A 26,369-nucleotide genomic window follows, 5' to 3' on the forward strand; every position below is an offset into this window, starting at 1 on the left:
GCCTGGCAGCATGGCAGCTACCAGGGTGTACGTCGCCAGGCTGTCCGGCCTGGTGGTGCTTGGACCAGACGGCGAGTCTATCGGCCGAATTCGGGATATAGTCATAGCAATACGCTATGACAGACAGCAACCACGGGTACATGGTCTGGTCGTCGAATTGTTCACCCGACGCCGCATTTTCGTGCCGATCCTGCGGGTCACCGCGATCGAGCCGGGCGTAGTCACGCTGAATACCGGAACAGTCAGCCTACGGCGTTTCACTCAGCGCCACGGCGAGATGCTCGCCCTGGCACAGATCGTGGATTCCACAGTACGAGTGCAGGATCCGGACCTGCCCGATCTGGCCGGAGTCGATGTGTATGTGGTCGATCTTGGCATCGAGCAGACCCGCGGCAGAGACTGGCTGGTCACCCGAGTCGCGGTACGCGGGCACCGCAGACTTGGGCGCAGACGCACGGTACATGTAGTGGAGTGGACCGCTGTCTCGGGCCTGACCCCGTACGAGATCAGCAAACCGGGACAGCACGTCACCCAGCTGCTGGGGCAGTTCGAAGGAATGCGCCCGGCCGATGTCGCGCAGCTGTTGCGCGAGTTGCCGGAGAAGCGACGCGTCGAAGTGGCCATCGCCCTGAACGACGAACGCCTCGCCGATGTCGTACAGGAGCTGCCCGACGACGAGCAGGTCGAATTGCTCAGTCACTTAGAGGCGCGCCGAGCCGCCGACCTACTGGAGGCAATGGATCCGGACGACGCCGCCGACCTCTTGGGCGAGCTCCCCAAGGGCGAGGCCGAATCTCTACTCGCCTTGATGGACCCGCAAGAGTCCGAACCCGTCCGCAGGCTGCTCGAGCACTCCCCATACAGCGCGGGTGGTCTGATGACACCCAAACCGGTCGTCCTGACACCGTCCACCACGGTGGCCGAGGCACTGGCACGGGTGCGCAATCCCGACCTGACCCCCGCGCTGGCCTCTATGGTATTCGTCGTCCGGCCGCCTACCGCGACGCCGACCGGCCGCTATCTTGGCTCGGTGCATATCCAGCAATTACTGCGCGAACCTCCCGCCCATTTGGTCGGCGGCATTCTGGACACCGACCTATCAACGCTGCACCCCGAGCTGCCACTGGCGGCGGTAACCCGCTACTTCGCGACCTACAACCTGGTCTGCGGTCCGGTGGTAGACAAGGAGAACCACCTACTCGGCGCCATCACCGTCGATGACGTGCTAGACCACCTGCTCCCTGAGGACTGGCGCGACCAGGAAGAGAACTGACGAGCGGGGCCGAGCATGGGTGGTCGGGTACGAAGGCGGCAGCACAGCATCACCACGCAGGGCCCCACTCATGCCGGAAAGGACACAACATGAGTGGTCAGGCCCGAAGGCGGCAGCACAGCATCACCACGCAGGGCCCCACTCATGCCGGAAAGGACACAGCATGAGCGACAAGGACCCAAGTGCGCGGCGCGGCTACAGTAGCGCTCGCCAGCGCCTGGAGACGCCGGTCGAAACCCGGTTCCGGCTGGATTGGGACGCCGAGGCGCTGGCCCGCAGCAGCGAGCAGGTGGCCCGGTTCCTGGGCACTGGAAGGTATCTGGCGATCCAGACGGTCATAGTGGTGACCTGGATCTCGTTGAACGTCTTCGTGATCACTCTGCAGTGGGACCCGTATCCGTTCATCCTGTTGAACCTGGCATTCTCCACCCAAGCCGCATATGCCGCGCCACTGATCCTGCTCGCGCAGAATCGACAGGACAACCGGGACCGGGTCGCTCTGGAGGAAGACCGAGCGCGAGCCGCTCAAACCAAGGCAGACACAGAATTTCTCGCCCGCGAGCTCGCGGCGCTGCGAATCGCGGTCGGTGAGGTTGCTACCCGCGACTACATGCGCCGTGAATTGGAAGAGATGAAAGGGATTCTGGAACGGATCGAGTCCACGGAATTCCCGAACTACAAGACTCACTCGGACGGATACGAGAATTTCGATCGCAGGAAAAGGTCCGGCCGAAAGCGAGCCGGAAAACCGGTATCACCAGGAGTAACTGACGATCGGCCGGAAATACCGAACAATGACCTGACCGGTGGGTAACCTGTATCACGTTGCCCTGAGCGGCCTGGGCGGGGATGCCCCGGATATCCGCTACCGTGACGTCGAGGATTGGGTGTGGCCGAATGCGTATATCTGTTCCGGTAACGGTCTCGGCTCTACTTGTCGCCGGTGTCGTAGCCAGCGGCTCGGCGCCGCGGATATCGCAGCCGGCCCGATCACCGGAGGCCTCGGCGTCGGGTGCGGCGAACCGGGATGTGGAGCTGTCTCGGATAGTGGGGTTGTTGCCGGTGTCGGCAGAGGGCTCGCGGCGGCTGCGGGCGGTGACGCCGTCCGCGGGCGCGGTTCCGGTGCAGGACGTTACGCTGCCGACGATAGGAGGCGCCTTGGGGATTCCTGAGGTGGTGTTGGCCGCTTATCGGAACGCGGAGCTGTCGTTGGCGTCCTCGATGCCCGCGTGTGGATTGTCGTGGAATCTACTGGCGGGTATCGGGCGGATCGAATCAGGGCACGCCCGAGGTGGGCGTACCGACTCGGCGGGCACGACCGTGCGGCCGATCTACGGCCCGGCCTTGGATGGGAGTCTGCCGGGTAACGAAATCATCCGGTCCGACGACGGCGGGTATGTACGGGCAATGGGTCCGATGCAGTTCCTACCGGGCACGTGGAAGATATACGGGACGGACGGTAATGGCGACGGGGTGGCCGACCCACACAATGTGTTCGATGCGGCATTGGCGGCGGGGAAGTATCTGTGCTCGGAGGGATTGAACTTGCGTGACCCGGCCCAGGAGTTGCGCGCGGTTCTGCGGTACAACAACTCGATGTCGTACGCGGCGAATGTATTGAGCTGGTCGATCGCCTACCGCAGCGGTGGGTCACCGGTACAGGTGAGGATTCCGCCCGGGGCCATCCAGCCGGAGCCGGTAGTGCCGCCGTCGCCTCGGACGCCGGAGGTGCTCGGAGTCGACTACTCCCCTCCCAGCACCGATCCGGAGCAGCAGGAACCCGCGACAGACCAGCCGCAGCCGCCTGCACAGGCAATGATCACTATTCCCGGCCTGCCACCGATCCCGTGCGGCATCTTCTGTCCCGCGCCGCCGGCTACGCCCACCTGGCCGGGGGATCCGTGTGTGGCGCAATCAGTTCCAGCCCCGATGCCGGGTACGAACCGGCTTGCGATCGAGTACACGCCGCTGGCTTCGGCGCAACCTTATGGCGCGGTGCACACCGATCCGAATGGCACGACGGTGAGCGGACAGCCCGGCGGACCTACCGCTGGTTGCGCACAGCCAGACGCAGGCCCCGCCACCGACTCCGTCCTTGCCAAGGACACCACACCGCGCACCGATCCCGAACCGACCACTACACCCTCCGAACCGAACAACTCGGTGACCCAACCCGAATCAGCCACTCCACCAGCTCGACCCGAAGCCGAACCAGCTACCCCACCAGCTCGACCCGAACCAGCCGAACCCGAACCGAACACCCCTCCGAACCAACCCGAGCCCATCCCTCAGCCCATCGTCCCCCAACCTGCCATCACCCTGCCCTTCGGCGTTGTCATCCCCCTCCCCTCCCCACCTCGGCAGTAGTCCGAGTTCGAAAAGTCCGAGTTCGAAAGTAAATCACGAAGTAGTAACAAAAAAGTCTCGAATGCAGTAACCTCCCTGGAACACAAGGTAGAGCACGCAGTAAGCCAGGGAGGGGCACCGTACCGTGGGACGTCATCGAAAACAGCAACCCGCTACCGGTAGGCGGAACTCCGTTATCGCGTTGACCGGACTGTTTCCCGCTGGTCTCGTGACAGGTACGCCAGTCTCCGCCAGCGGCAGCGCGACGCCTGTTTCGGTCACAGTGAGGCCCCAAGACGAAAATCCGGACGCGCGGAGCGCCGAACGACAAAGCTCCGAACAACAGACCACCGTATCGATCATCGCGGCCGAACTCGTCTCACACGCAATGGCGAAGCCGATACCTACCGCGGCTCCGATTGTGAAAACCATTGCGCTATCCGACGGAAGACAACCTGCCGTGCTGCCTGCCGGACCACTGGGCATTCCCGGCGTCGCCGCCGCGGCGTACCAGAACGCGGAGCGCATGCTGGCAATGGAGAATCCGGTATGTGCGGTGCCGTGGTCGCTGCTGGCAGGTATCGGCCGGGTCGAGTCCGCACACGCGTTCGGCGGCAGAGCCGACACCGAAGGTAATCCATTGCGCCCGGTCTACGGCCCGGTACTGGACGGCAATCATGTCATATACGACTCCGACGAGGGCACGCTGGACGGCTCGATCGGTTACGACCGCGCGGTCGGCCCGATGCAATTCCTGCCCGAAACATGGAAACATTACGCGGCCGACGGTAACTACGATGGCGTCGCCGATCCACAGAATTTCTTCGATGCCGCACTGACCGCAGGAAAATACCTGTGTGACGGCGGTTCGAACATGCGCGACCCCGCCCAGCGGGCCAAGGCGATCTTGCGTTACAACCACTCCATGGCGTATGTCACGAATGTCATGGCTTGGGAGAACTCCTACAGCACAGGGATCGCACCCCGGCCCGGGGACCTACCGAGGATTTGACACCCCTAAAATTCCTGTCATGTCAGTGGTTACGGAATCAGATGTGCGAGGTGCCCTCGCGAAGGTCGACGACCCGGAGATCCGTAAGCCGATCACCGAGCTGGGCATGGTGAAAAGCGTCACTATCGGCGCGCACAGCGATGTCCACGTAGAGATCTATCTGACGACGGCGGGTTGCCCGTTGCGTACCGAGATCACGCAGCGGGTGACCAAAGCCATCGCTGACGTACCCGGTGCGGGCGCGGTGACCGTCGAACTGGACGTCATGAGCGACGAACAGCGCACCGCACTGCGTAAACAGTTACGCGGCGACTCGGCCGAACCGGTCATCCCGTTCGCGCAACCCGGCTCACTGACCCGGGTCTACGCGGTCGCCTCCGGCAAGGGCGGTGTCGGCAAATCTAGTGTCACGGTGAATCTTGCCGCCGCGATGGCCGCACGTGGCTTGTCGGTCGGCGTATTGGACGCGGATATCTACGGCCATTCGATTCCACGCATGCTCGGCACCGACGCCAGGCCGACTCAGGTCGAACGGATGATCATGCCGCCCGTCGCGCACGACGTGAAGATGATCTCGATCGCGCAGTTCACCCAGGGCAATACCCCCGTGGTGTGGCGCGGCCCGATGCTGCACCGGGCGTTACAGCAGTTCCTCGCCGATGTGTTCTGGGGGGACCTGGATATCCTGCTCCTCGATCTACCGCCCGGCACAGGCGATGTCGCCATCTCCATCGCACAGCTGATCCCGAACGCCGAAATCTTGGTCGTCACCACTCCGCAACCCGCGGCAGCAGAGGTAGCCGAACGGGCAGGCGCGATCGCACTGCAGACCCGTCAACGCATCGCCGGCGTAGTAGAGAACATGTCCTGGCTGGATCTGCCCGACGGCACCAGGATGGACCTGTACGGCTCCGGCGGCGGACAGGCCGTCGCCGACCGGCTCACCCGCGCCGTCGGTGCCACCGTCCCGCTGCTCGGTCAGATCCCGATCGCGCAGGCGCTGCGCGAATCCGGCGACGAGGGCACCCCGCTCGTGCTGAGCGATCCAGAGAACCCAGCAGCCAAAGCGCTGCTGGAGATCGCAGGCAAACTCGCAGTACGCCGCCGCGGTCTCGCAGGCATGTCCCTGGGCATCGACACCACCCGCCACTTGTAGGACCACCCGCCGCCTATAGGCGAGCACCGCACCAACACCCCGATCTCCGAGCACAGGTCTCGGACGCGAGACTCCAAAGGGCCGCGAGCACGCAGCGCCGCAGGCTCCGCGGAACAAACACAGCATCGACATAAGCTCGTGGCATGCCAACCGTGTTGCAGTATGTGCTGTTCGTCGGCTTGATCGCCGCAGTGCTGTTCTTCCTCGCCAGTGCGGTGTTCGGGCGGTCCGAGGAGCTAGGGCCGCTACCTGCGAACACCACGGCCACCGTGCTGCCTGTCGAGGGAATCGACGGAGCGGACGTGCGCGCGCTTCGTTTTCAGCAGGCGGTACGCGGCTACAAGGCCAGTGAGGTGGACTGGGCGCTGGTCAGGCTGGCCGCCCGGATCGACGAACTCCAACACCAGCTGGCTGCGGCGCAGGCCGCGCAATGGCAGGCACCGACTGTGCCCGAGTCGGAATAGCCGTGCCCGAACGGCTACACCCGTATCGTGCTACGGGTTGCGCGTCGACGCCGGGCGAAAGCGACGCGTGCCGACCGTTCGTTCCCGCGACCAGCGGATAAACTTTCGCGGTCGAGACCTTCGTCGACCCGCACCGTTGAGCGTTGTCACCGAGTAAGCACGCGAAGAATGGAGCGCTATGTCGAACGATTCACCGCCTGACAGGCCGGGAATGAGCCGGCGCGCCGCCATCGGGACCGGCGCCGCGCTCGGAGCCGGTTTGGCCACTGCGGCAGCCGCGTGCGCAGACGCAGCGCCCAGCGGACTGCCGAACACCGGCGAGGTAGACGAGAACCTCAATGACTCTTCGCATTTGTTCCGCCTCAGCGCCGCCGAACCACAACAATTCGATGGCGGCAACCTACGGGGCGCTCACGAGAACAACTTTCCGGTGCTGGCCGGACAGAACGGATCGGTGTATTCGGTCCGACTGGAGCCGGGCGGTATCCGCGAGCCGCACTGGCACCCCACCGCATGGGAGCTGAACTATCACATCTCAGGCAGCGCGAAGTGGACCATCCTTGGCACCCACCCCGATGGCCGTTATCGTGCCGATGTCTTCGAGGCGCATCAGGGCGATCTCGTCTTCGCGCCGCAAGGTTACTTCCACTACTTCGAGAATGCCCGAAAAGACACACCCCTCGAAGTGCTGATCGTCTTCAACACGAGCGCCCAGGAGCCCTATGACGATATCGGCCTGCGTGGCGCGCTGAATTCCATTCCACGGGATGTAACCGCTAGAGTGCTCGGCATTCCCGAGTCGACACTGGCGGGAATACCGGACGATCTCGCACCGGTCGTGATCACCACCCGCGGCTGACCACCGCGACCGCCCTCCACTGTCCAACGTTCGTCGATTCATGAGGCCCTGGCTGGTTGAATTGGTCTGTGAGCGAGATCCAAGCAGTTCAGGGGACATGTTGGGGATCGAAAGGACAGTTCGCCGATCCCCTCTATCAGAGGTATCACAACGAGGAGTGGGGTAGGCCGCTGCACGGTGACGACGCCTTGTTCGAGCGACTGTGCCTGGAGGCGTTCCAATCCGGCTTATCCTGGCTGACCATCCTGCGGAAGCGCCCAGCTTTCCGTGCCGCGTTCGCCGGGTTCTCGATCGAGCGCGTCGCGGAGTTCGACGAGGCCGATCGCGCCCGGCTGATGTCCGATGCGGGCATTATCCGCAACCGGCTCAAGGTGGAGGCGACCATCGCCAACGCACGTGTTGCCCGCGATCTGAACATAGGCTTGGACGAGTTGCTCTGGTCATTCGCACCGCCGCCGCGCCCGCGCCCACGCACCAATACCGATGTGCCCGTAAAAACATCCGAATCCATAGCTCTGGCAAGAGAATTGAAACGAATCGGGTTCCGCTTCGTCGGACCGACCACGGTGTACGCGCTGATGCAAGCAACCGGTATGGTCGATGATCACCTGGCCGATTGCTGGGTGGACGACTATCGGTCCGGCACCGTCCTGCCATCGACTTTTTGAACTCAGGTGTCCGTCCACATCCGCGATAGGGAAGAATGGGACGAGCGTAGTTCACCGAAAGCGGGTGAGCTCGCTGGTTGGTAACAACTGGAGTGCCGAGAACAGTGCGCAGCAGACCGCGCAGATCTGGAGGGAGCAGAGGATGGCGGCCATGAAGCCCCGCACCGGGGACGGTCCCCTCGAGGCGACCAAGGAAGGTCGTGGAATCGTTATGCGAGTTCCACTCGAGGGTGGCGGGCGTCTAGTCGTCGAACTCACGCCGGATGAAGCGGCGGCGCTCGGTGACGAACTGAAGAGCGTCACCGGCTGAGTGGGCCGAGCTGAGCATTCGGCTCTCGCTGCCGCGGCCAGTTTCTTGGCCTGCCCCGAATGCGTGCGAGCATACCGGTTTCCCCAGGAGCTCGAAGCACAGGATCAGGTGCTGCGCTGCGGACGTGGACACAGTTTCGACATCGCCAGGCAGGGCTATGTCAGCCTCCTGACCGGCGCATCCACCAAGATGACCGGTGACACGGCGGCCATGCTGGACGCTCGGGCCGCTTTCCAGCGCGGCGGGCACTTCATGCCGATCGCCGATGCGGTGACGCATGCCATCGCAGCCTGCCTGCGCACAGGCGTGGTACTCGAAGTCGGTGCGGGCACAGGCTACTACCTCGCCCAGGTCCTCGACGCCGTTCCCATGGCGCTCGGCATCGCGCTGGATGTGGCCAAGCCCGCTGTCCGGCGATGTGCTCGCGCCCATCCGCGGGTTGCGGCGGTGCTGGCCGATGCCTGGCACGGGTTACCCCTCCGCGACGGCGCGCTCACCGGCGCGCTCTCTGTCTTCGCACCGCGCAATCCCAGCGAGGTCGCCAGAGCTCTCGCACCAGACGGTCGTTTCGTCATCGCTACCCCCACCGAACGCCATCTCAGCGAACTGGTCGGGCCGCTGGATATGGTGCGCGTCGACCCGAACAAGGGCCGCAGACTCGACGCCTCTATGTCGGGATACTTCGAGCCGGTGGAGCAGAGCCTGGTGGAATACTCGATGACGCTCGGCAGAGCCGAGGTGGCACATGTCGTGGGCATGGGCCCGTCCGCTCATCACACCACCGCCGAGAACGGGCACCTCGCCTCGTTGCCCCAGGTCCTGGAGGTAACCGCTTCAGTCCTGGTGAGCGCCTATCGCCCTGCGGCAGGGACAGCGCGATAGGCTGGATTCAGCCTTTGCGGACGATGTCGTAGACCTCTAGGGTGCGGGCCGCAATACTCGACCAGTCGAATTCGGCCACCGCTCGCGCCCTGCCGGTGGCGCCCAGCTCAGCGGCCAATGCGGGATCGCAGGCGATCTCGTTCACCGCATCGGCCAACGCGCGCTCGTAGTCTTCGACGGCACCCTCGTCGTAGTGCACCAGTCGCCCGTTGCGGCCGTCCGCGACCACTTCGGGAATACCACCGACATCGGAGGCGACCACTGCGGTCGCGCAGGCCATCGCCTCCAGGTTCACGATGCCCAATGGCTCGTACACCGACGGACACACGAAAACCGACGCGATGGTGAGAATTTGCCGGACCTGCTCGGTCGGCAACGTGTCTTGGACCCAGAATACGTTGCCACGCCGCCGTTGCAGCTCCCGCACCGACGCGGCGACCTCCTTGGCCAGCTCCGGTGTGTCCGGTGCGCCCGCGCACAGTACGAGCTGGATATCGGGATCGAAGCCGCAGGCGGCAGCCAACAGATGTCCTACCCCCTTCTGCCTGGTTATGCGGCCGACGAATGCCACGATCGGCCGATCCGGCCGGAGACCGAGCTCTGCGATCACCGAGGGCGCGTCGTCGGCGACCGGGCCAGGTTGCCAGATCCGCGCGTCGATACCGTTGTGCACCACGTGCACCCGATCCGGGTCTAAGGCCGGGTAGGCGTCGAGCACGTCGCGACGCATCCCCTCGCTCACCGCGATAACCGCGTCAGCGTATTCGACGGCATTGCGCTCCGACCACGACGAGAGCCGGTAACCACCGCCGAGCTGCTCGGCTTTCCACGGCCTGCGCGGCTCCAGCGAATGCGCGGTCAGCACATGGGGAACACCATACAGAGTCGCGGCCAGATGCCCGGCCAGGCCGGTGTACCAGGTGTGTGAATGCACCACATCGACCTCGCCGACAGCCTCTACCATCCGCAATTGCGCGGACATCATCCGCAGTGCGGAGTTGGCCGCGGACAGAGACGCATCCGATTGGTGCACTACAGCATCCGCACGAGGGGCACCCATGCAGTGCACGGTTACCTCGCACAGACGACGCAGACGAGCTGTCAACTGCGTGACATGCACCCCGGCACCACCATATATCTCGGGTGGGTATTCGCGGGTCAGCATAGCGACCCGAAGCCGGTCCCACTCTTCGGAATGGAGCGTCGAATGCCTGCCGTTCGTGCCGAAGCTCACTGGTACAAACTAAACGTTCACGTCGGCGGGGGCCACTCACATATACGTCACCCGGTAGTTTGGCAGATGTGAGGAGCCAGCCGCACGTATTAGGGGTCGTACTCGCCGGTGGCGAGGGCAAACGACTCTTTCCGCTCACAGCCGATCGCGCCAAGCCCGCCGTACCATTCGGCGGCGCCTACCGCCTTATCGACTTCGTGCTCAGCAACTTGGTCAACGCGGGTTTTCTGCGGCTGTGTGTGCTCACCCAGTACAAGTCCCACTCGCTGGACCGACATATATCGCAGACTTGGCGACTGTCCGGTTTCGCAGGCGAGTACATCACCCCGGTCCCCGCACAACAACGACTCGGACCACGGTGGTACACCGGCAGCGCCGACGCGATCATGCAGTCGCTGAACCTGATCTATGACGAGGACCCAGAGTACATCGTGGTGTTCGGTGCCGACCACGTGTACCGCATGGACCCGGAACAGATGGTGCGCCACCACATCGACTCCGGCGCCGGTGTCACCGTGGCGGGTATTCGGGTGCCGCGCGGCGCGGCGAGTGCGTTCGGCTGCATCGACAGCGATGATGTCGGCCGGATCACTCAGTTCCTGGAGAAACCCCCGCACCCGCCGGGCACCCCGGACGACCCGAACGTCACATTCGCGTCCATGGGCAACTACGTCTTCACCACCAAAGTGCTGGTGGATTCGATCAAGGCAGACGCGGACAACGGCGACTCCGACCACGATATGGGCGGCGACATCATCCCGGTGCTGGTGGCCGCAGGCCAGGCGAGCGTCTATGACTTCGCCGACAACGAGGTGCCCGGCGCGACCGACCGCGACCGCGGCTACTGGCGTGATGTAGGGACTATCGACGCGTTCTACGACGCACACATGGATCTGGTCTCGGTACACCCGGTTTTCAATCTCTACAACCGGCACTGGCCGATCCGGGGCGCGGCCGAGAACCTTCCGCCCGCGAAGTTCGCCCGGGGCGGGCTGGCCCAAGAATGCATTGTCGGTGCGGGCAGCATCCTTTCCGCGGCCACTGTGCGCAACTCGGTACTCAGCGCCAATGTCATGGTCGAGGACGGCGCCACTGTCGAAGGCTCCGTGCTCATGCCCGGCGTCCGGGTCGGACGTGGCGCAGTGGTGCGACACGCCATCCTGGACAAAAACGTGGTCGTCGGTGCAGGAGAGACCATCGGGGTGGATATGGCACACGATCGCAGCCGGTTCGCCGTCAGCAACGGCGGCGTGGTCACGGTTGGCAAGGGTATCTGGGTCTAGAACCCCGCACCAAAGGTACGGATTCCGCCACACGGCATCCAGAATCGTGGCCATAGGGGGCGAATACGCGAGCTCACCGCACGAATCACTAACCGCGCGAGGCACAGAGCAGCCCGTCCCCGACCGGAATCAGCGCACTGGTCAGCCGAGAATCCTCCGCGATGGCGCGAGTGGCGGCACGTACCGCCTGGGTGACCGCATCACGTTGCGCGGTGTCCGGCACCCGTCCGCCGAGCAACGCGTTGTGCAGCAGAATCGCCCCGCCATTGCGCAATAGGCGCACCGCTTGGGCAACGTACTCCGGATGCTCCAACGGTGCCGCATCGATGAAGACCAGATCATAGGCGCCGTCGGCCAGACGCGGCAGCACGTCCAACGCGCGCCCGTTGATCAGGCGAGTACGCGCGGGCGGGATGTCAGCGGCTCGAAATGCTTCCTTGGCCGCGCGCTGATGCTCCGGCTCCCAATCGATCGTGGTGAGTGTGCCGTCCTCGCGCATCCCGTCGAGCAGCCACAGTCCGCTGATGCCCGCGCCGGTGCCGACCTCGACCACCGACCGTGCACCGAGTAGCTGTGCGTACATGCTCAGCAGCGCGCCCACCGAGGGCGGCACGGGTTCGGTACCGAGTTCGGTGGCCCGTTCGCGCGCGCTGATGAGGATCTCGTCCTCCACGACGGATTCCTCCACGTAGGCGAGATTTCGCTCCAGATTTGATGCCACGGTATGAGGCTAACGCCGGGCAGGTGGTCACGACGTTCCGAACAACACACGCCGCCACCATTTTCGACAGCCGGTTTTCTCAGGTACCCCTCAGGATCTGCATAACTCGGCCATATCAGGACCAGAAAGAGTTATGGGCAACGCAAGACCACCGACCGTATTACCACGGATCCGGGAACAACAACGTACCTGACGTCAGTTGTATCCGTACGTGACGGACCGTAGCCCCGGCCCGAACTGTGTTCCCGTGTTTACGGTCCCTAGTAGGAGGTAGGCCCATCCACATGGTCGATGCGGCGCGCGAATACGCCATCCTGTCCGAGCAGACCCTGTCCGCCGAAACCGGCTCCACCGGGGAGACGGTCGCACTGACCGGGACCGCTGCCTTCGACGCTACCGGCGATCGGTCGGCAATGCCGTCGTGGGACGATCTGGTCCGCGAACACGCAGACCGAGTCTACCGTTTGGCTTATCGCCTGGCCGGCGATGCGCAAGACGCGGAGGATCTCACCCAGGAAACCTTCATTCGGGTGTTCCGTTCACTGTCCAATTACCAACCGGGTACTTTCGAAGGCTGGTTACACCGCATCACCACCAACCTTTTCCTGGACATGGTCCGCAGACGCAGCCGCATCAGGATGGAAGCGCTGCCCGAGGACTACGACCGCGTTCCCTCCGAGGGGCCCGATCCCGAGCAGGCATATCACAACGCCCGCCTCGATCCCGATCTGCAATCCGCTCTGGATTCGCTGGCACCGGAGTTCCGCGCGGCGGTGGTCCTGTGCGACATCGAAGGACTGTCCTACGAAGAGATCGGCGCTACGCTCGGGGTGAAACTGGGCACTGTACGCAGCCGAATCCACCGCGGACGCCAGGCACTGCGGGACTACCTTGCGCATAATGGAAGTGGGCAGCGGTTCACCGCTGACGTCAACATCGGGTGATCCGTCGGAGCCGTCATCACCCGCGAACCGGTTCAGGACTGCGGGAAGGGTGAGCACCGAATGAGTGGCGACTCCAGCACTGCCGATCGTCGTCCGCATCGTTTCCGCCCCACCGAGCATCTGGCGAGCGAAGCCATCGCCGCGTACGTGGACGGCGAGTTGCGGATGAATGCCTATCTACGCGCGGCTCAGCACCTTTCGCTGTGCCCAGAGTGCGCGGCGGAAGTCGATGCTCAGCAACAGGCTCGCATCGCATTGCGGCATGCGGGCCACATCACCGTTCCTACCGGACTGCACGACAGCCTGACCAGGATTCCGCTCGCGGAGCTGACCGACAGCGCGTCCAGCACAACGGGAGCCGGTCGACTCCAGCCCAACGAGGCGGTTTCGGGTTTTCCGGCCGATTCGTTCACCGCGGCTCGATGGACGACATGGTGGCGCAAGTAGAGTTTCTCGTGTGACCACCGAATCGACGAATTCCGGATCGGGCGAGACCTCGGATTCGGCGGCCAACCGCGGGAATCTCCGTCCACCGGACGCGCCCGTGCTCGGCCCGCGCCCGGTCTACCGGCCCCATGTCGACACCCATACGGCGCGCACCTTCCGCAGGCCATCCGGCTTGTCCGGTTCGTTCGCGGAGCCACCGCCGATCCGCACAGTGGGTTCGGCACAGCAGCCAGGTCCCGAACTGCACAACAGCCCACCCGACGCAGTGCTGGCCGAGGCGTTCGGTCGCCCCGAGGGATCCACCGAGCTGCTCCAGCGCAACCCTGATGTGATTACTTCCACACCAATCGCCGGCCCGGCCGACCCGTGGCGCGATCCCGAAGCCACCGCACGCCTCGGGGCTCCCGCAGTACCGACGCCCGTGCCGCGGCCATTGCCACGAGCCGAGCGGCTGAGCGCACGTGAGGTGCTGTTCGGTTCCAGGGTCGCGCCAAAGGCACTGGCCCTACTCGCAGTGGTCGCGCTGGTCATCGGGCTGCTCGGCGGACTGGTCGGCAGGCTGACCGCGGAAACCACGTCAGCGCTCACTTCACGCAAGGTCACCCTGGAACAAAGCGGCGAGGGCGACCGCCCACACGGCTTGATCGCGCGAGTCGCCAACGCTGTGCTGCCCTCGGTCGTCTCGATCCGGGTAACCGTCGGCGACAATGGCGCCACCGGATCCGGGGTTGTGATCGATGGCGCGGGCTATCTCGTCACGAACAACCATGTCATCTCGATGGCCGCCCAGGACAAGAGCGGCCGGGCCGCGATCCGGATCCAATTCTCCGACGGCACCTGGGCGCCCGCCAAAATCGTCGGCCGCGACCCGAAGAGCGACTTGGCCGTCTTGAAAGTTGATGTGAAAAATCTCACAGTGGCCCAGCTTGGCAAATCCGAGGAGGTCCAGGTGGGCGATGACGTCTTGGCCATCGGTTCGCCGCTCGGCCTGAGTAAGACGGTGACCTCCGGTATTGTCAGCGCCCTACACCGGCCGGTGGCGCTCGGAGGTGAGGGCACCGACACCAATGCCGTGATCGACGCGGTGCAGACCGACGCATCGATCAATCCGGGTAACTCCGGCGGCGCGTTGGTGGATATGAGCGGTCGGGTCATCGGCATCAACACCGCCAACCGCACCGAGACCGGCGGCTCGGTCGGACTCGGCTTCGCCATCCCAGTGGACAAGATGACCGAAGTCGCGCAGACATTGATTCGTGATGGTGTGATCCACCACCCGATCCTGGGGATCAGCCAGCGCGCGAAGCAGGTGGCGAATGAGTGGACCAGCGGCGCGGAAGTCGCCGACGTGACTCCCGGTGGCCCCGCGGCCAAAGCGGGGATCGTCGAGGGCGACGTCATCGTGAAGGTCGGCGACCGGGCAGTGAGTGGTCCGGAAGAACTGGTTGTCGCGGTGCAGTCACACAAGATCGGCGAGACGGTGAACGTCGTTTTGATCCGCGATGGCAGGCAGGTAGACGTGCCTGTGACGCTGCAATCCGACTGACCGGCAGGTCGCGACACCGGGTAGCCTGATTACGTGTTCAGCAGCATCGGCTGGGGTGAGATGGTCATCTTGCTTGTCGCCGCCCTTGTGATCCTGGGCCCGGAGCGCCTGCCCGGTGCCGTGCGCTGGACCATGCGTAGCCTGCGGCAGGTGCGTGACTACGCCAGCGGCGCTACCTCTCAGCTGAAGCAGGAACTCGGGCCGGAGTTCGAGGACCTGCGCAAACCGCTGGCCGATCTGAACCAACTGCGCGGTATGACGCCGCGCACGATGGTGACCAAACATCTGCTCAACGGCGACGATTCGCTGTTGCGGGAGCTCAGCGACGCGGTGCCCGATCCAAAGGACCTGCACAGCATGAGCAGTGAAGCGCCGGACTACCCCTCGCCGAAGCTGGATAAACCGTTGAAGCGCAACGAACATCCTCCGATCGACTTCGATGCCACCTGATCGGTCAAGCACTCTAGACGCTGGATGGGACTCGGCTGTCTAGACTTCGCACATGTCGGCCGATGATGTGGCGCGCGTGTTCGCAATCGAGGACAAGGTCGAACGACTGAAGGCGGCCACCGAAAGGGTGGCGGCAGCCCAGCAGACCGTCAACGAACTAACCAGGATTCGTCGTTCTGTGATCCGTGAACTCCATGCCGAAGGCTGGACATTCGCCAGAATCGGTGCGGCAGCGGGTCTTTCCCGTGCTCGCATCCACCAGGTGAGTACCCAAGGGCCGGTACCGGAAGGACTGTTCTTCGGACACGGCTCGCTCACCGTGCTCGCCCCGGAGTTACATGCCGGACAAGTGATCGGTGCGCCGGATCCAGCAGCGCCACAACGATTGGCGGAACTACTACGCCAACTCGATTTCACTGTCGCGGTCGAGCGTTTTCACCCTGGCCGCCCGATCGATCTGCGGCGCGACGGACTGATCGTGCTGGGCGGGCCAGAGCTGTCTCCGAGCCTGCGCCAGCTGGTGGCTGCCGATCCGCGGCTACGCCGCGCCATCACCAGGGTCGGCGATGCGCGGCGAGGAATCGAGGACCGGGCCGCTCGGCGGGTATATCGTCCGGGTGGGCCGGAACCGCACGACATCGCTTATCTAGCCAGACTCCCCCGGCCTGACGGACGCGGTAACGTACTGATGATCGACGGCATGCACCCACCCGGCTCTCTCGGCGCCATCCGGCTGCTGGCCACCCGCCTGGCCAGTTTGCATGAGCGGGCGAGCGCGCATCGTTTCTCGGTGCTGATCGCCTGCCGTTTCGATCGAACCACCGGCGAGCCATTGGACGCCGAACTACTCACGCCGGTCTACCGTCACGATTCCGAAAACCGAATACCCACATCGGGTCTGCGACGCTGAACCCAACACACTGTGCGGTGCCCTGCCGGTGCGTTCGCAGCAAAAGCGATCGATCCGACCCAGCACCGGATTATTCTCGACAGCGCCGTAATCCACCGGGTGGCACCTCTTGCGCACCCGGCCGATCGCGAGCTCGTTCCGAGAAAACTCGCTTCGACCGCAAGCACACCACAGCAGTCACTGCCTGCTATGGCGATCGCCCCGGCGAGCATCTACCACACTATTGTGTTATTGATCACTGGAACTCTCCGCACACGTTCCGTCCACCCTCGTTTGAAATAGCCGAAAGATAACCACGGCGCACGGGTGGCTCCAGGTGCATAATCGAAGTGCACTGTCGGTGAACTCTGTATCGCTCGCGCAGTGCCGCGCCATGATTCGCTCGGCGCGATAGCCCTCTGCCGGAGCCACCGATCCAGTGGTGTCATCACCCACTGGATCGTCCACAGCACCAGCCTTGGGTGTTCCTCGGTCCACCGAACTATCGACAACGTCGAGAGGAAGTCGAGAGGAAATCGTGAATCCGTTACTGCTCATCGGCGGCATCGCCCTGGCAGCGGGGCTTATTGTCCTGGTCGCCACTGTGCTGCTGCGACCGAGAGCAGCACGGACTCATCTGACCGTCGCAGATCTACAGGCGCGGCTCGCGGAGGAGCGAACAGCTGCGGCACCCGACTCGACAAACGAAAACGAATCAGTGGCCGACGACGAACCACAGCAGGAAGGCAGAGCTGACCAGGTGATATCGGCCGATCAAGCGATGCCGATAATTCTTCAACAGCCTCCACCCACACTCACGGACATCGGAAACACCAAGGAGAAGGCAGCGGACGTGTCGATCCGGGCGGGCAGCACATCCGCACCGAAGACAGACGGCACAGTGCCTGGCGAACAGCGGCGCCACGCCGAATAGCGCGACCGGCGGACCACCGGAAGTCATTGATCACCAGCTCACCCGGCGACAGAGCCCAGTAGGACTCGACTGAGTCGCATTCCCCCTTGCACGGCGTGCCCACTCGGCTCACACTTAATTTGCTGAAAATTAACTATAACTAGGTGACGGTGCGTCGCACTGTAGCTCTGACACTCTGCCCGGCCCGCCCCACCGAGAGGAGATAGCGCCGTGACCGCCACCCAGATCGCCATCCTCTGCTCGATCGCCGGCGCTGTGAGTCTGGTTGTCACTATCAGTCTGCTGCACTGGCCGACGATCCGACGACGCCGGATCCGGGTAGCCGAACACGGGATCACGGAGCAAATCTCTACCCGGCTCCCTGCCTGTCCGATCGGCAAGCCTCAGCATCTGCCCACCGAGCCATTGACCGTGGCTGAGGCTCATGAACTCATGCAACGCCATCGGATCTGCGAACCCGCCGAATGTGTCTATAAGAACGCGGCCTTCCGCACCTTGATCGAAGCCGGATACATGCGAGACCCACGTGCGGGCGGGTGCTGACCGGCCACAAACATCAGCGGCGGGACACCGAGAGCGTTCAAGCTGCTGCCCGCTCGGGCCGCAAGGTGTTCATCGGCGGCCGATCAACCAGTGAAACCTCGGTACGATGCGCGGTGAATTCTCCAGCTACCAAAGGGAATTGGGTCAACGCCGCACCGGAGTCCCGAACGCCACTACGCCCGAACGCGGTGCCGAGAATCTGGCGGCTCATCACCCCGAGGTCAGCCAGCGGCCGATTGCGATGTGTCCGAACGCCGAGATTGACCTGGCCGATCGCGGACATACCGTGCCGATCGTAGGTGTCGAGCAGCAGTCCGATCTCTACGCCGTAGCCCGGCGCGAATGGCACCGAGGTAAGCAATTCCCTAGTACCGGCATATTCGCCACCGAGTGGCTGCAAAACCAGGGACAACTCCGGCCGCAGCGCCGCGAGCAGCGGGCGCGCGACCAGTTCGGTGACCCGGCCCCCACCATGCGAGTCCACTACACCCTCCTGCCGCAGCGGCCTGCGATAGTAGGCCTTGGCCAGGTGCATATCGTCGACGGTGAGCAGCGGACCGAGCAACTTGGGCACAAAAGCCGGGTCCGGGTCGATCAGATCGGAGTCGACGAAGGCAATGAGATCACCATTGGTTACCGCCAGCGAACGCCACAGCACCTCCCCTTTACCGGGTACCGGATCCAGCTCCGGCACCGCCTGCTCCCGGCTGATCACCTCAGCGCCCGCCGCGCGGGCTCGCTCCACAGTGGCGTCGGTGGAGCCGGAATCGAGCACGATCAGTTCGTCGACCAACGTGCCGCACAGCGGCCGGATGCTGGCCACCACATCGGCCACCGTCTGTTCCTCGTTCAGCGCGGGCAGCACCACCGACACAGTGCGCCCCGATTTGGCGGTGATGAGCTCATCCACTGTCCAGTCCGGGATATCCCACGTGTTGGTCTTCACCCAAGTCGGCTCGCGGTGTTGAAATGTCATACCAGACCTCGCAAGGTTCGCGCGGGGGGACGTATGCCCTGGATTGCGGCGATCATGTCCACCACTCGCCGGGTCGCGGCGACTTCGTGGACACGAAAGACTCGGGCGCCGGCCGCCGCCGACCATGCTGTTGCCGCCAATGTGCCCTCCAATCGTTCAGAAAGACCGACACCAAGAGTCTCCCCGATGAAATCCTTGTTGCTCAGCGCCATCAAGACTGGCCATCCGGTATTTACAAGAATGTCGACTCCACGCAACAGTTCGAGACCGTGATAGGTGTTCTTGCCGAAATCATGAGTAGGATCGATCAGGATCGAATCCTTCGCCACCCCTACTGCGAGCGCGTTCTCGGCAGCACGCACCACTGTGCCGGTGACGTCGTGCACAACATCGGCATAGCGGACCCGGTGCGGCCTAGTGCGCGGGGCCGCGCCACCAGTATGACTGCACACAACGCCCACGCCGTGGTCTGCGGCCACCGCGACCAGATCCGGGTCGGCCCCCGCCCAGGTGTCATTGATCAGATCCACACCTTCCGCCACCGCCGCCTCCGCCACCTCGGCACGCCAAGTATCGACACTGAGCAACAACTCGGGATATTTCGCCCGGATGGCCGCGACGAACGGGATCACCCGACGCATCTCCTCGGCGGGGTTCACCGAGTCGCCGGGCCCGGCCTTCACACCGCCGATGTCGACCAGGTCAGCGCCTTCGTCGACCGCGCGCGCCACAGCGTCCATAGCCGCCATGTCAGTGAACGTGGCGCCGCGATCGTAGAACGAGTCCGGCGTACGGTTCACGATAGCCATAACCAGTGCCCGGTCCGTCGCTACCGGCCGACCGCATAGTGTGGGAAGCGGTGACGCGGTGGAGCTGAACATGCAACGACTGTAGCTAATCCGACGATAGCGGCGACCGGTTCCGGTCTCGCACCGCATGTCGCGCAGTGGCGACCGGGATCAGTTCCGACCGGGATCAGTTCTTCGGAGCACGCCCTGCCGCGACATCAGCCGGGTAATCAGCGTAGGCCGGGATGTACCCTTTGGCACGTCCGGCGAGCACGTACAGCACAGTGTCGGCGTCCGGAGTGTAGCCCTGTTTACGCAGTTCGACCTTGCGTAGTTTGAAAGTGGAAGTCAACTCGTGTTCCCGCACGATTCGGACGAACAGTGGGATGGCGTATCCGGGTAATTCTTCGTAGACCAGCTCCGCCAGCGCGGACGCATCGAATTCGGCGCCGGGGCGCAGCGTCACCGCGGCCATACCCGCCTTGCCGTCGGCACCGGGAATCTCCACCCCGTACACCACTGCCTCGGCAATCGAGTCCGCTCTGGCCAGTACGCCTTCTACCTCCGCGGAAGCCACATTCTCCCCCTTCCAACGGAAGGTGTCCCCGAGCCGATCCACGAACGCGACATGACGCCAGCCTTGGTTGCGAACCAGGTCGCCGGTATCGAACCAGACATCGCCTGGTCTGAAACCATCGCGCACGAGCTTGGCCTCGGTGGCGGACTTGTCGGTGTAGCCATCGAGCGGGGATCGGCCGGTCACTTTGCCCAGCAGCAGCCCGACCTGCCCTCGCCCTACCCGACGTAGCCGCCCGTTCTCATCGCGCAAGGCCTTTCCGGTAGCACCGTCGTACGCTACGACGGCATACCGCAGGAGCGTGAACCCTGCGGTCCGGTCGATTAGGAAGGCGTTGGCGAATCCGATATTCGATTCGCTCGCGCTGTAGAACTCCACGATATGTTCGATGCCGAACCGGGAGACGAACTCATCCCATAGCCCAGGGCGCAGTCCGTTGCCGACAACGAGTCGAACCTTATGCCTGCGATCAGTCGGTTTCGGCGGCTGATCGATCAGATAACTACACAGTTCACCGATATAGATGAACGCTGTCGCCCGGGCGCGAATGATCTCGTCCCAGAACCTGGACGCGGAGAATTCGCGGGCGAGCGCCAAGGTAGCGCCGGAGGCCAGCACCGTCGACAATGCGATAATGAGCACATTGGCGTGGTAGAGCGGTAAGCAACAGTACAGAATATCGTCGCGGCGCAGGTGTACTGCGAAGTAGCCGAACCCGGCCATGCCCTTGGTCCAGCGCTGATGAGTCACCACGCTGGCCTTCGGCATGCCGGTGGAACCGGAGGTGAAGATCAGGAACGCGCGTTCGCGTGCGGTGATCTCCGAGCAGATGGGTGGGTCGGTGGCCTCGGCGTGCTCGGCCGCCTGGTCGATTTCTGTGTCCGAAACGATGTTGTCGAGCGGCTCGGACAGCGAGTCGATCGCATCGGAGCATTCCGCGCCGACCACGATCAGCACGCTGTCGAGCAGAGCGATGCTGTGGAAGAGTGTCCGGCCATGCTGATGGTGGTTGAGCATGCCCGCGGTTGCGCCGAGTTTCACTGTGGCCAGCGCGACGAACAGTGTCTCCGGCCGGTTGGTCATCAGTATGCCGACCACGTCACCACGCCGTACACCGCGCCCCGCTAACACACTCGCGTACCGATTGACCTGGGCGTTGACCTCGCCGTAGTAGTACGTCTTCCCGTCGAAGCGCAGGAAGGGACGGTTCGGATGGCGGTGGGCGCAGCGCTGGAAGTGTAACCCGACCGAGGACTTACGGTCCGGCGTCACCAGCATTCCCGGCGCGCTGCGCAGTATGTTCGGCAGGTTCGCGACCATGGCTGGCACACTGCGTGCGAGGTCGAACAGACTCACCGTAGTGCGAGCTTCGGTGCTCACATCTTCAGCCTCCTCGTCAAGGAGTACGTGGCGCCTTCAGTGCCGTGAAGGCGGCGGGTAGATCATCTACTACGGTAATCCGAGACAGCGCTGCTTGGGAGACGAACTTCCGATTATGCAACTTGTCCAGCCAGGAGAACAACCCGCGGAAGAATCCATCTGGGTCCAGTACAACGACAGGCTTGTCATGCTGCCCCAGGTAACCGCCGGTCCAGGTCTCGAATAACTCCTCCAGGGTACCGATGCCGCCGGGCAAAGTGAGGAACGCGTCGGCGCGATCCTCCATCACTTGCTTGCGCTGGCGCATGGTGTCGGTGACCACCAGTTCATCGGCATCGACATCGGCCATTTCTCGATGCACCAGATGTTTCGGGATCACACCGATGGTATGCGCGCCGCCTGCGCGCGCCGCGGTCGCGACCGCGCCCATCATCGAGATGTGACCGCCTCCGGATACCAACCGCCAGCCACGCCGAGCGATCTCGGTGCCCACCCGAGTAGCCAGCGAGAGGTGGTCCGGATCCGTTGTACTCGCCGAACAATAGACACATACGGCGAAAGGCTGATCGCTCACCGCCCTCTCCCCGCCTCGATCGCAACGGACTCGCCGCCGATGATCGCTGCGAATCCCGCTGCAGTCGACGCGGCCCCGATCGCCCGGCCCGCCTCGTAGATCGCCCGGCCCGCCTCGTAGTCGGAATGGTCGGTAAGCGTGCGCATGGAACCGAGGACGGTTACCGCTCGGGGCGCCTCGGCAAGCTCATCGAAGCCCTCCACGAACTCGGCGGGGTCCGCGGCATCGGTAGACATGCGCCCAACGCTACCGTTCAGCGCTACCTGCCCATATCTGGTCGTCTCAGACCGAAACACCGGCCAAGTAGGCGCGCAACATCGCGGCGACAGCGTTGATCTGAGCTACCGGGACATGTTCGTCGCGCTTGTGGGCGAGGTTGGGGTCGCCGGGGCCGAAGTTGACCGCGGGAATACCACGGGCGGCGAACCGAGAGACATCGGTCCAACCGTACTTGGCGCGCACACCGCCCCCTCCGTAACCACGCACCGAACGGATGAGGTCATCGGCTGCGGGCGCGGTCAGTCCCGGCAGCGCGCCGGGCGCGGAATCGGTTACTTCGCAGGAAACATCGAGTCCGGCGAAAACCTCCTGTATATGTGCTAAGGCTTGGTCCACTGTGCGGTCCGGGGCAAAACGGAAGTTGACATCCACCTCAGCGACATCGGGCACCACATTGCCCGCCACACCGCCCACGACCCGGACCGCGGACAGACCCTCCCGATAGACGCATCCATCGATATCGACCTCCCGCGCCTGGTAGTCGGCCAACCGCTGTAATAGCGGAGCCAACCGGTGAACCGCATTGTCGCCCAGCCATGCCCGTGCCGAATGCGCACGCACACCCGAAGTACTCAGCCGAACCCGCAGCGTGCCTTGGCAGCCTGCCTCGATCCATCCGCCGGATGGCTCGCCGAGCACCGCGAGATCACCGACGAGCCAGCCCGGCAACTCGCGCTCGATATAACCGAGGCCGTTGAACTCCGCGGCGATCTCTTCGCCGTCGTAGAAGATCAGTGTCAGATCGTGCACCGGATCGGCGATAGTCGCGGCCAGATGCAGGAACACCGCGTCACCAGATTTCATATCCACCGACCCGCAGCCGTAGAGCACCCGCTCGCCCGCCGAGTTCACCTCGAAGCGACCCGGCACGTTATCGGCGATCGGCACGGTATCCAGATGCCCGGCCAGGATCACCCTGGTCGGCAGCCCGCGGTGGGTGCGTGCCAACACCACATTCCCGCGGCGCAGCACCTCGAAACCGGTTGTCTGCTCCCGTAACGCCCGCTCCACCACATCGGCGATAGCTTCCTCGTTCCGCGAAACGCTCGGAATGTCCACGAGCGCGGCGGTGAGCGTTACCGGGTCGATATGCAGGTCTATGGTCACGCGCCTAGCCTACGGGCGGACTTCCGGATCATCCCGAACACCTTCCGGATCACCCCGAACACACTGCCACCCTGATCGCTATCACTGCGAACGTATTCACCCGACGTTACTACTGTCGCGACAAAAACGAAGAAGAAGGCGCGGCGGCCGTCTGGTCGCGGATTCCGCGGACCCGTTGGTCGCCACTACGTCATCGTGCATACGCCACGGAGCGGTCGCACATCGCTGGAATGCGGGTCGGTACCCTCTAATGCCGTGAGTATCCAGGGAGCAGCAGCAATCGGTATCGCCAACGTGACCACGGACGGGACCGTGCTCGACACGTGGTATCCGAACCCGCTGCTGGGTGAGTTCGCCGAGACCGGCACCGAACGGCTCGACAACGCGCCCGCCGAGTACGCGGCGCTGCTCGGTATCGACGAGGCGCGCGGGGTCGAGGTGATCGCGGTGCGCACTACGATCACCGATCTGTCCGTGGCCCCGGTCGACGCACACGATGTCTACCTGCGCCTGCACCTGCTCTCGCACCGTTTGGTCGGGCCGCACAGCGTGAGTTTGGAGGGCCAGTTCGGCCTGTTGACCAATGTGGTGTGGACCAACCACGGCCCCGCCGCAGTGGACGGCTTCGAGACCACGCGCGCCAGGCTACGCGCTCGCGGACCGGTTACGGTGTACAGCGTCGACAAGTTCCCGCGTATGGTCGACTATGTACTTCCCGCCGGCGTCCGCATCGGCGATGCCGATCGTGTCCGCCTCGGTGCCCATCTGGCCTCGGGCACCACGGTCATGCACGAAGGATTCGTGAACTTCAACGCGGGCACTCTCGGCGCGTCCATGGTCGAGGGCCGTATTTCCGCAGGCGTCGTGGTCGGTAACGGCACCGACATCGGTGGCGGCGCGTCTATCATGGGCACGTTGTCCGGAGGCGGCACCACGGTTATCTCTCTCGGAGAGCGGTGCCTGCTCGGCGCGAACGCCGGGCTCGGCATCCCGCTGGGCAACGACTGCGTCGTGGAAGCCGGCCTCTACCTGACCGCAGGCACCAAAGTCACCACACCAGAAGGCAACCTGGTCAAGGCCGCCGAACTCGCCGGCCACGACAATCTCCTGTTCCGCCGAAATTCCGCTACCGGCGTGGTGGAAGTGGTCCCGAAGAAAGGCACCGGAATCGAGCTCAACGCCGACCTGCACGCCAACGACTGATCCGTTATCGCCGCACTGCCCTGCTGTCCGCACTTGTCGCCGGTCGCGGTTGCCCGATCGAGGTTCGGGCAACCAAAGCGCTCAGCCGAGCAGTTTCTTCTGCACCTTGCCCATAGCGTTACGCGGCAATGCGTCGACCATGCGGATCTCGCGGGGGCGTTTATGCACCGAGAGCTGTTCGACCACATGATCGATCAGTTCGCGCTCGGTGGCCGCGGCACGCAGCACGACGAATGCGGTGATGCGCTGTCCGAGATCGTCATCAGGTAGCCCGACCACGGCGACCTCCGCGACCGCGGGATGACCGAGCAATACTGCCTCCACCTCGCCCGCACCGACCCGGTAACCACCGGACTTGATCAAATCCACCGATTCCCGGCCGACAATGCGATGAAAACCCTCCGGGTCGATGACAGCGACATCTCCGGTCCGGAACCAGCCGTCATCAGTCCAGCCCGCCACAGTCGCCTCCGGTCGGTTCAAGTAGCCATCGAAGAACATTGGGCCACGGACCTGGAGTCCGCCGATGCTTTCGCCATCGTGCGGCACCGGAGCCCCGGACTCATCCAGAAGCCGGGTTCGCACCCCACGCACCGGCAGGCCGACCCAACCCGGCCTGCGCTCACCATCTGCCCTGGTAGACAGGGTGATCAGGGTTTCACTCATACCGTAGCGCTCAACCGGCGCGTGCCCAGAAAGCTCGCGCAGCCGTTCGAATACCGGAGCAGGCAGTGGCGCGCTGCCGGAGACCAAAAGCCTGGCACCGGCCAATCGCTTGGCCGCATCCGTATCGTCGACTACCCGCGACCATACGGTAGGCACCCCGAAGTACAGCGAACCCGAGGCCGCGGCATAGGCTTGTGGCGTCGGTTTACCGGTGTGGATCAGCGGACTACCCACGCGTAGCGCACCGAGTACGCCGAGGATGAGACCATGCACATGGAACAGCGGAAGCCCGTGCACCAGAACATCACTTGCAGTCCAGGACCACGCATCGATCAGCGCGTCCAACCCCGTCGCGATCGCGCCCCTGCTGAGTACCACTCCCTTGGGGGGACCAGTGGTTCCCGATGTGTACATCACGAAAGCCGTTGTGGCGGGATCTGGTTCGGGATATGTGTGCCACGATCTGGCATGCCGCCGCACCGGTATGATCGGCAGCTGGGTATCCCCCGCGGCCTTCCCCAGCCAGGCCCGCGCACCCGAATCGGCGAGGATATGCGCCAGTTCCACTGTTCCTGAGTCCGGCGGTACCGGAACCACAGGCACGCCCGCTATCAGACAGCCGACCACCGCGAGCACCGTGTCCACGGTCGGCTCGGCCAACACCGCCACCCGCTCCGCACCCGCGACGCGTTCGGCTACCGCGGTGGCCGCACCCAGCAGATCGCTGCGCGAGAGAGTGGCCCCGGCGATGGTGACCGCATCCGGGATATCCGCTCCATCCACGACGACGAGCGGGTTCATGGAACTGAGCAACAGCGGCGAACCGAACGTCATCCGACTACGCTACTGCGCCGACTC

28 protein-coding genes are annotated in these 26,369 nt (G+C 64.0%); 19 read left to right on the top strand and 9 right to left on the bottom strand.

Features of this window, described 5'->3' with window-relative positions:
• Positions 1 to 10: 10 nt before the first annotated feature.
• The 10 genes from ACX4ZE_RS06565 to ACX4ZE_RS06610 all read left to right on the top strand — a co-directional run bounded on the left by ACX4ZE_RS06565 (position 11) and on the right by ACX4ZE_RS06610 (position 8,970).
• Positions 11 to 1,273: a magnesium transporter MgtE N-terminal domain-containing protein gene (locus tag ACX4ZE_RS06565; protein ID WP_480272400.1), complete on the top strand. Its 1,263-nt coding sequence runs from the start codon at positions 11 to 13 to the stop codon at positions 1,271 to 1,273.
• 163 nt (positions 1,274 to 1,436) lie between these two features.
• Positions 1,437 to 2,087, top strand: a complete 651-nt coding sequence (locus tag ACX4ZE_RS06570; protein WP_480272401.1) for a DUF1003 domain-containing protein — start codon at positions 1,437 to 1,439, stop codon at positions 2,085 to 2,087.
• A gap of 83 nt (positions 2,088 to 2,170) precedes the next feature.
• Positions 2,171 to 3,640, top strand: coding sequence for a lytic transglycosylase domain-containing protein (locus ACX4ZE_RS06575; RefSeq protein WP_480272402.1), 1,470 nt, complete (start codon positions 2,171 to 2,173; stop codon positions 3,638 to 3,640).
• 124 nt (positions 3,641 to 3,764) lie between these two features.
• Entirely contained in the window at positions 3,765 to 4,631 is an 867-nt protein-coding gene (locus ACX4ZE_RS06580) for a lytic transglycosylase domain-containing protein (RefSeq protein ID WP_480272403.1), read from the top strand.
• Positions 4,632 to 4,650: 19 nt separating this feature from the next.
• Positions 4,651 to 5,787, top strand: a complete 1,137-nt coding sequence (locus ACX4ZE_RS06585) for an Mrp/NBP35 family ATP-binding protein (RefSeq protein WP_480272404.1) — start codon at positions 4,651 to 4,653, stop codon at positions 5,785 to 5,787.
• A gap of 143 nt (positions 5,788 to 5,930) precedes the next feature.
• Entirely contained in the window at positions 5,931 to 6,251 is a 321-nt protein-coding gene (locus ACX4ZE_RS06590) for a DivIVA domain-containing protein (protein WP_480272405.1), read from the top strand.
• A 211-nt stretch (positions 6,252 to 6,462) separates the two neighbouring features.
• Complete coding sequence (locus tag ACX4ZE_RS06595) at positions 6,463 to 7,110, top strand: cupin domain-containing protein (RefSeq protein WP_480272406.1); 648 nt, start codon at positions 6,463 to 6,465, stop codon at positions 7,108 to 7,110.
• Between the two features lie 77 nt (positions 7,111 to 7,187).
• Positions 7,188 to 7,778: a DNA-3-methyladenine glycosylase I gene (locus tag ACX4ZE_RS06600; RefSeq protein WP_480272540.1), complete on the top strand. Its 591-nt coding sequence runs from the start codon at positions 7,188 to 7,190 to the stop codon at positions 7,776 to 7,778.
• Positions 7,779 to 7,920: 142 nt separating this feature from the next.
• Entirely contained in the window at positions 7,921 to 8,088 is a 168-nt protein-coding gene (locus ACX4ZE_RS06605) for a DUF3117 domain-containing protein (protein ID WP_064484472.1), read from the top strand.
• Positions 8,089 to 8,151: 63 nt separating this feature from the next.
• Complete coding sequence (locus tag ACX4ZE_RS06610; protein WP_480272407.1) at positions 8,152 to 8,970, top strand: putative RNA methyltransferase; 819 nt, start codon at positions 8,152 to 8,154, stop codon at positions 8,968 to 8,970.
• A gap of 7 nt (positions 8,971 to 8,977) precedes the next feature.
• Here ACX4ZE_RS06610 and glgA read toward each other — a convergent pair whose 3' ends face one another.
• Positions 8,978 to 10,135 carry a glycogen synthase gene (gene glgA / locus ACX4ZE_RS06615; RefSeq protein ID WP_480272541.1) on the bottom strand — a complete coding sequence of 386 codons (1,158 nt, stop codon included), beginning with the start codon at positions 10,133 to 10,135 and terminating at the stop codon, positions 8,978 to 8,980.
• A gap of 137 nt (positions 10,136 to 10,272) precedes the next feature.
• Here glgA and glgC point away from each other — a divergent pair, with 137 nt between their 5' ends.
• Entirely contained in the window at positions 10,273 to 11,487 is a 1,215-nt protein-coding gene (gene glgC / locus ACX4ZE_RS06620) for a glucose-1-phosphate adenylyltransferase (RefSeq protein ID WP_480272408.1), read from the top strand.
• 88 nt (positions 11,488 to 11,575) lie between these two features.
• Here glgC and ACX4ZE_RS06625 read toward each other — a convergent pair whose 3' ends face one another.
• Positions 11,576 to 12,208 (bottom strand): O-methyltransferase, encoded by a 633-nt coding sequence (locus ACX4ZE_RS06625; RefSeq protein ID WP_480272409.1) that lies wholly within the window; start codon positions 12,206 to 12,208, stop codon positions 11,576 to 11,578.
• A 284-nt stretch (positions 12,209 to 12,492) separates the two neighbouring features.
• Here ACX4ZE_RS06625 and sigE point away from each other — a divergent pair, with 284 nt between their 5' ends.
• The 7 genes from sigE (at position 12,493) to ACX4ZE_RS06660 (ending at position 17,961) form a co-directional block, all read left to right on the top strand.
• Positions 12,493 to 13,152 (top strand): RNA polymerase sigma factor SigE, encoded by a 660-nt coding sequence (sigE, locus tag ACX4ZE_RS06630; RefSeq protein ID WP_480272410.1) that lies wholly within the window; start codon positions 12,493 to 12,495, stop codon positions 13,150 to 13,152.
• 60 nt (positions 13,153 to 13,212) lie between these two features.
• A complete protein-coding gene (locus ACX4ZE_RS06635) occupies positions 13,213 to 13,599 on the top strand; it encodes a hypothetical protein (protein WP_480272411.1) in 387 nt (128 codons plus the stop codon).
• Positions 13,600 to 13,609: 10 nt separating this feature from the next.
• Entirely contained in the window at positions 13,610 to 15,145 is a 1,536-nt protein-coding gene (locus ACX4ZE_RS06640; RefSeq protein ID WP_480272412.1) for a S1C family serine protease, read from the top strand.
• Between the two features lie 33 nt (positions 15,146 to 15,178).
• Positions 15,179 to 15,595: a Sec-independent protein translocase protein TatB gene (gene tatB, locus ACX4ZE_RS06645; RefSeq protein ID WP_480272413.1), complete on the top strand. Its 417-nt coding sequence runs from the start codon at positions 15,179 to 15,181 to the stop codon at positions 15,593 to 15,595.
• Between the two features lie 52 nt (positions 15,596 to 15,647).
• Complete coding sequence (locus ACX4ZE_RS06650) at positions 15,648 to 16,505, top strand: hypothetical protein (RefSeq protein WP_480272414.1); 858 nt, start codon at positions 15,648 to 15,650, stop codon at positions 16,503 to 16,505.
• Between the two features lie 517 nt (positions 16,506 to 17,022).
• Positions 17,023 to 17,418: a hypothetical protein gene (locus tag ACX4ZE_RS06655; protein ID WP_480272415.1), complete on the top strand. Its 396-nt coding sequence runs from the start codon at positions 17,023 to 17,025 to the stop codon at positions 17,416 to 17,418.
• 210 nt (positions 17,419 to 17,628) lie between these two features.
• Positions 17,629 to 17,961 (top strand): hypothetical protein, encoded by a 333-nt coding sequence (locus tag ACX4ZE_RS06660; protein ID WP_480272416.1) that lies wholly within the window; start codon positions 17,629 to 17,631, stop codon positions 17,959 to 17,961.
• A 37-nt stretch (positions 17,962 to 17,998) separates the two neighbouring features.
• Here ACX4ZE_RS06660 and ACX4ZE_RS06665 read toward each other — a convergent pair whose 3' ends face one another.
• The 6 genes from ACX4ZE_RS06665 to dapE form a co-directional block, all read right to left on the bottom strand.
• Positions 17,999 to 18,937: a glucosyl-3-phosphoglycerate synthase gene (locus tag ACX4ZE_RS06665; RefSeq protein ID WP_480272417.1), complete on the bottom strand. Its 939-nt coding sequence runs from the start codon at positions 18,935 to 18,937 to the stop codon at positions 17,999 to 18,001.
• Positions 18,934 to 19,818: a dihydropteroate synthase gene (gene folP, locus ACX4ZE_RS06670; RefSeq protein ID WP_480272418.1), complete on the bottom strand. Its 885-nt coding sequence runs from the start codon at positions 19,816 to 19,818 to the stop codon at positions 18,934 to 18,936. Before folP ends, ACX4ZE_RS06665 begins: the two co-directional genes overlap by 4 nt.
• A gap of 94 nt (positions 19,819 to 19,912) precedes the next feature.
• A complete protein-coding gene (locus ACX4ZE_RS06675; RefSeq protein ID WP_480272419.1) occupies positions 19,913 to 21,682 on the bottom strand; it encodes a long-chain-acyl-CoA synthetase in 1,770 nt (589 codons plus the stop codon).
• A 16-nt stretch (positions 21,683 to 21,698) separates the two neighbouring features.
• Positions 21,699 to 22,256: an LOG family protein gene (locus ACX4ZE_RS06680; protein WP_480272420.1), complete on the bottom strand. Its 558-nt coding sequence runs from the start codon at positions 22,254 to 22,256 to the stop codon at positions 21,699 to 21,701.
• Entirely contained in the window at positions 22,253 to 22,492 is a 240-nt protein-coding gene (locus ACX4ZE_RS06685) for a hypothetical protein (protein ID WP_480272421.1), read from the bottom strand. Before ACX4ZE_RS06685 ends, ACX4ZE_RS06680 begins: the two co-directional genes overlap by 4 nt.
• A gap of 46 nt (positions 22,493 to 22,538) precedes the next feature.
• Positions 22,539 to 23,642 (bottom strand): succinyl-diaminopimelate desuccinylase, encoded by a 1,104-nt coding sequence (dapE, locus tag ACX4ZE_RS06690; RefSeq protein ID WP_480272422.1) that lies wholly within the window; start codon positions 23,640 to 23,642, stop codon positions 22,539 to 22,541.
• Between the two features lie 255 nt (positions 23,643 to 23,897).
• Between dapE and dapD the strand changes: the two genes are divergently transcribed.
• A complete protein-coding gene (dapD, locus tag ACX4ZE_RS06695) occupies positions 23,898 to 24,845 on the top strand; it encodes a 2,3,4,5-tetrahydropyridine-2,6-dicarboxylate N-succinyltransferase (RefSeq protein WP_480272423.1) in 948 nt (315 codons plus the stop codon).
• Positions 24,846 to 24,926: 81 nt separating this feature from the next.
• Here the strand turns inward: dapD and ACX4ZE_RS06700 are convergent, their stop codons facing one another.
• On the bottom strand, positions 24,927 to 26,345 hold the full coding sequence (locus ACX4ZE_RS06700; RefSeq protein ID WP_480272424.1) for an acyl-CoA synthetase: 1,419 nt from the start codon (positions 26,343 to 26,345) through the stop codon (positions 24,927 to 24,929).
• Positions 26,346 to 26,369: the final 24 nt, after the last annotated feature.

The sequence above is a fragment of the Nocardia sp. TBRC8007 genome, from assembly GCF_056629435.1.

Coding starts and splice junctions, on each gene's coding strand:
- ACX4ZE_RS06605 (WP_064484472.1), top strand. CDS start 7,921: ATGGCGGCCATGAAGCCCCGCACCGGGGACGGTCCCCTCGAGGCGACC.
- ACX4ZE_RS06565 (WP_480272400.1), top strand. CDS start 11: ATGGCAGCTACCAGGGTGTACGTCGCCAGGCTGTCCGGCCTGGTGGTG.
- ACX4ZE_RS06585 (WP_480272404.1), top strand. CDS start 4,651: ATGTCAGTGGTTACGGAATCAGATGTGCGAGGTGCCCTCGCGAAGGTC.
- ACX4ZE_RS06685 (WP_480272421.1), bottom strand. CDS start 22,492: ATGTCTACCGATGCCGCGGACCCCGCCGAGTTCGTGGAGGGCTTCGAT.
- ACX4ZE_RS06635 (WP_480272411.1), top strand. CDS start 13,213: ATGAGTGGCGACTCCAGCACTGCCGATCGTCGTCCGCATCGTTTCCGC.
- ACX4ZE_RS06575 (WP_480272402.1), top strand. CDS start 2,171: ATGCGTATATCTGTTCCGGTAACGGTCTCGGCTCTACTTGTCGCCGGT.
- sigE (WP_480272410.1), top strand. CDS start 12,493: ATGGTCGATGCGGCGCGCGAATACGCCATCCTGTCCGAGCAGACCCTG.
- ACX4ZE_RS06650 (WP_480272414.1), top strand. CDS start 15,648: ATGTCGGCCGATGATGTGGCGCGCGTGTTCGCAATCGAGGACAAGGTC.
- ACX4ZE_RS06700 (WP_480272424.1), bottom strand. CDS start 26,345: ATGACGTTCGGTTCGCCGCTGTTGCTCAGTTCCATGAACCCGCTCGTC.
- ACX4ZE_RS06590 (WP_480272405.1), top strand. CDS start 5,931: ATGCCAACCGTGTTGCAGTATGTGCTGTTCGTCGGCTTGATCGCCGCA.
- folP (WP_480272418.1), bottom strand. CDS start 19,818: ATGTTCAGCTCCACCGCGTCACCGCTTCCCACACTATGCGGTCGGCCG.
- ACX4ZE_RS06595 (WP_480272406.1), top strand. CDS start 6,463: ATGAGCCGGCGCGCCGCCATCGGGACCGGCGCCGCGCTCGGAGCCGGT.
- ACX4ZE_RS06570 (WP_480272401.1), top strand. CDS start 1,437: ATGAGCGACAAGGACCCAAGTGCGCGGCGCGGCTACAGTAGCGCTCGC.
- ACX4ZE_RS06665 (WP_480272417.1), bottom strand. CDS start 18,937: ATGACATTTCAACACCGCGAGCCGACTTGGGTGAAGACCAACACGTGG.
- glgA (WP_480272541.1), bottom strand. CDS start 10,135: ATGCTGACCCGCGAATACCCACCCGAGATATATGGTGGTGCCGGGGTG.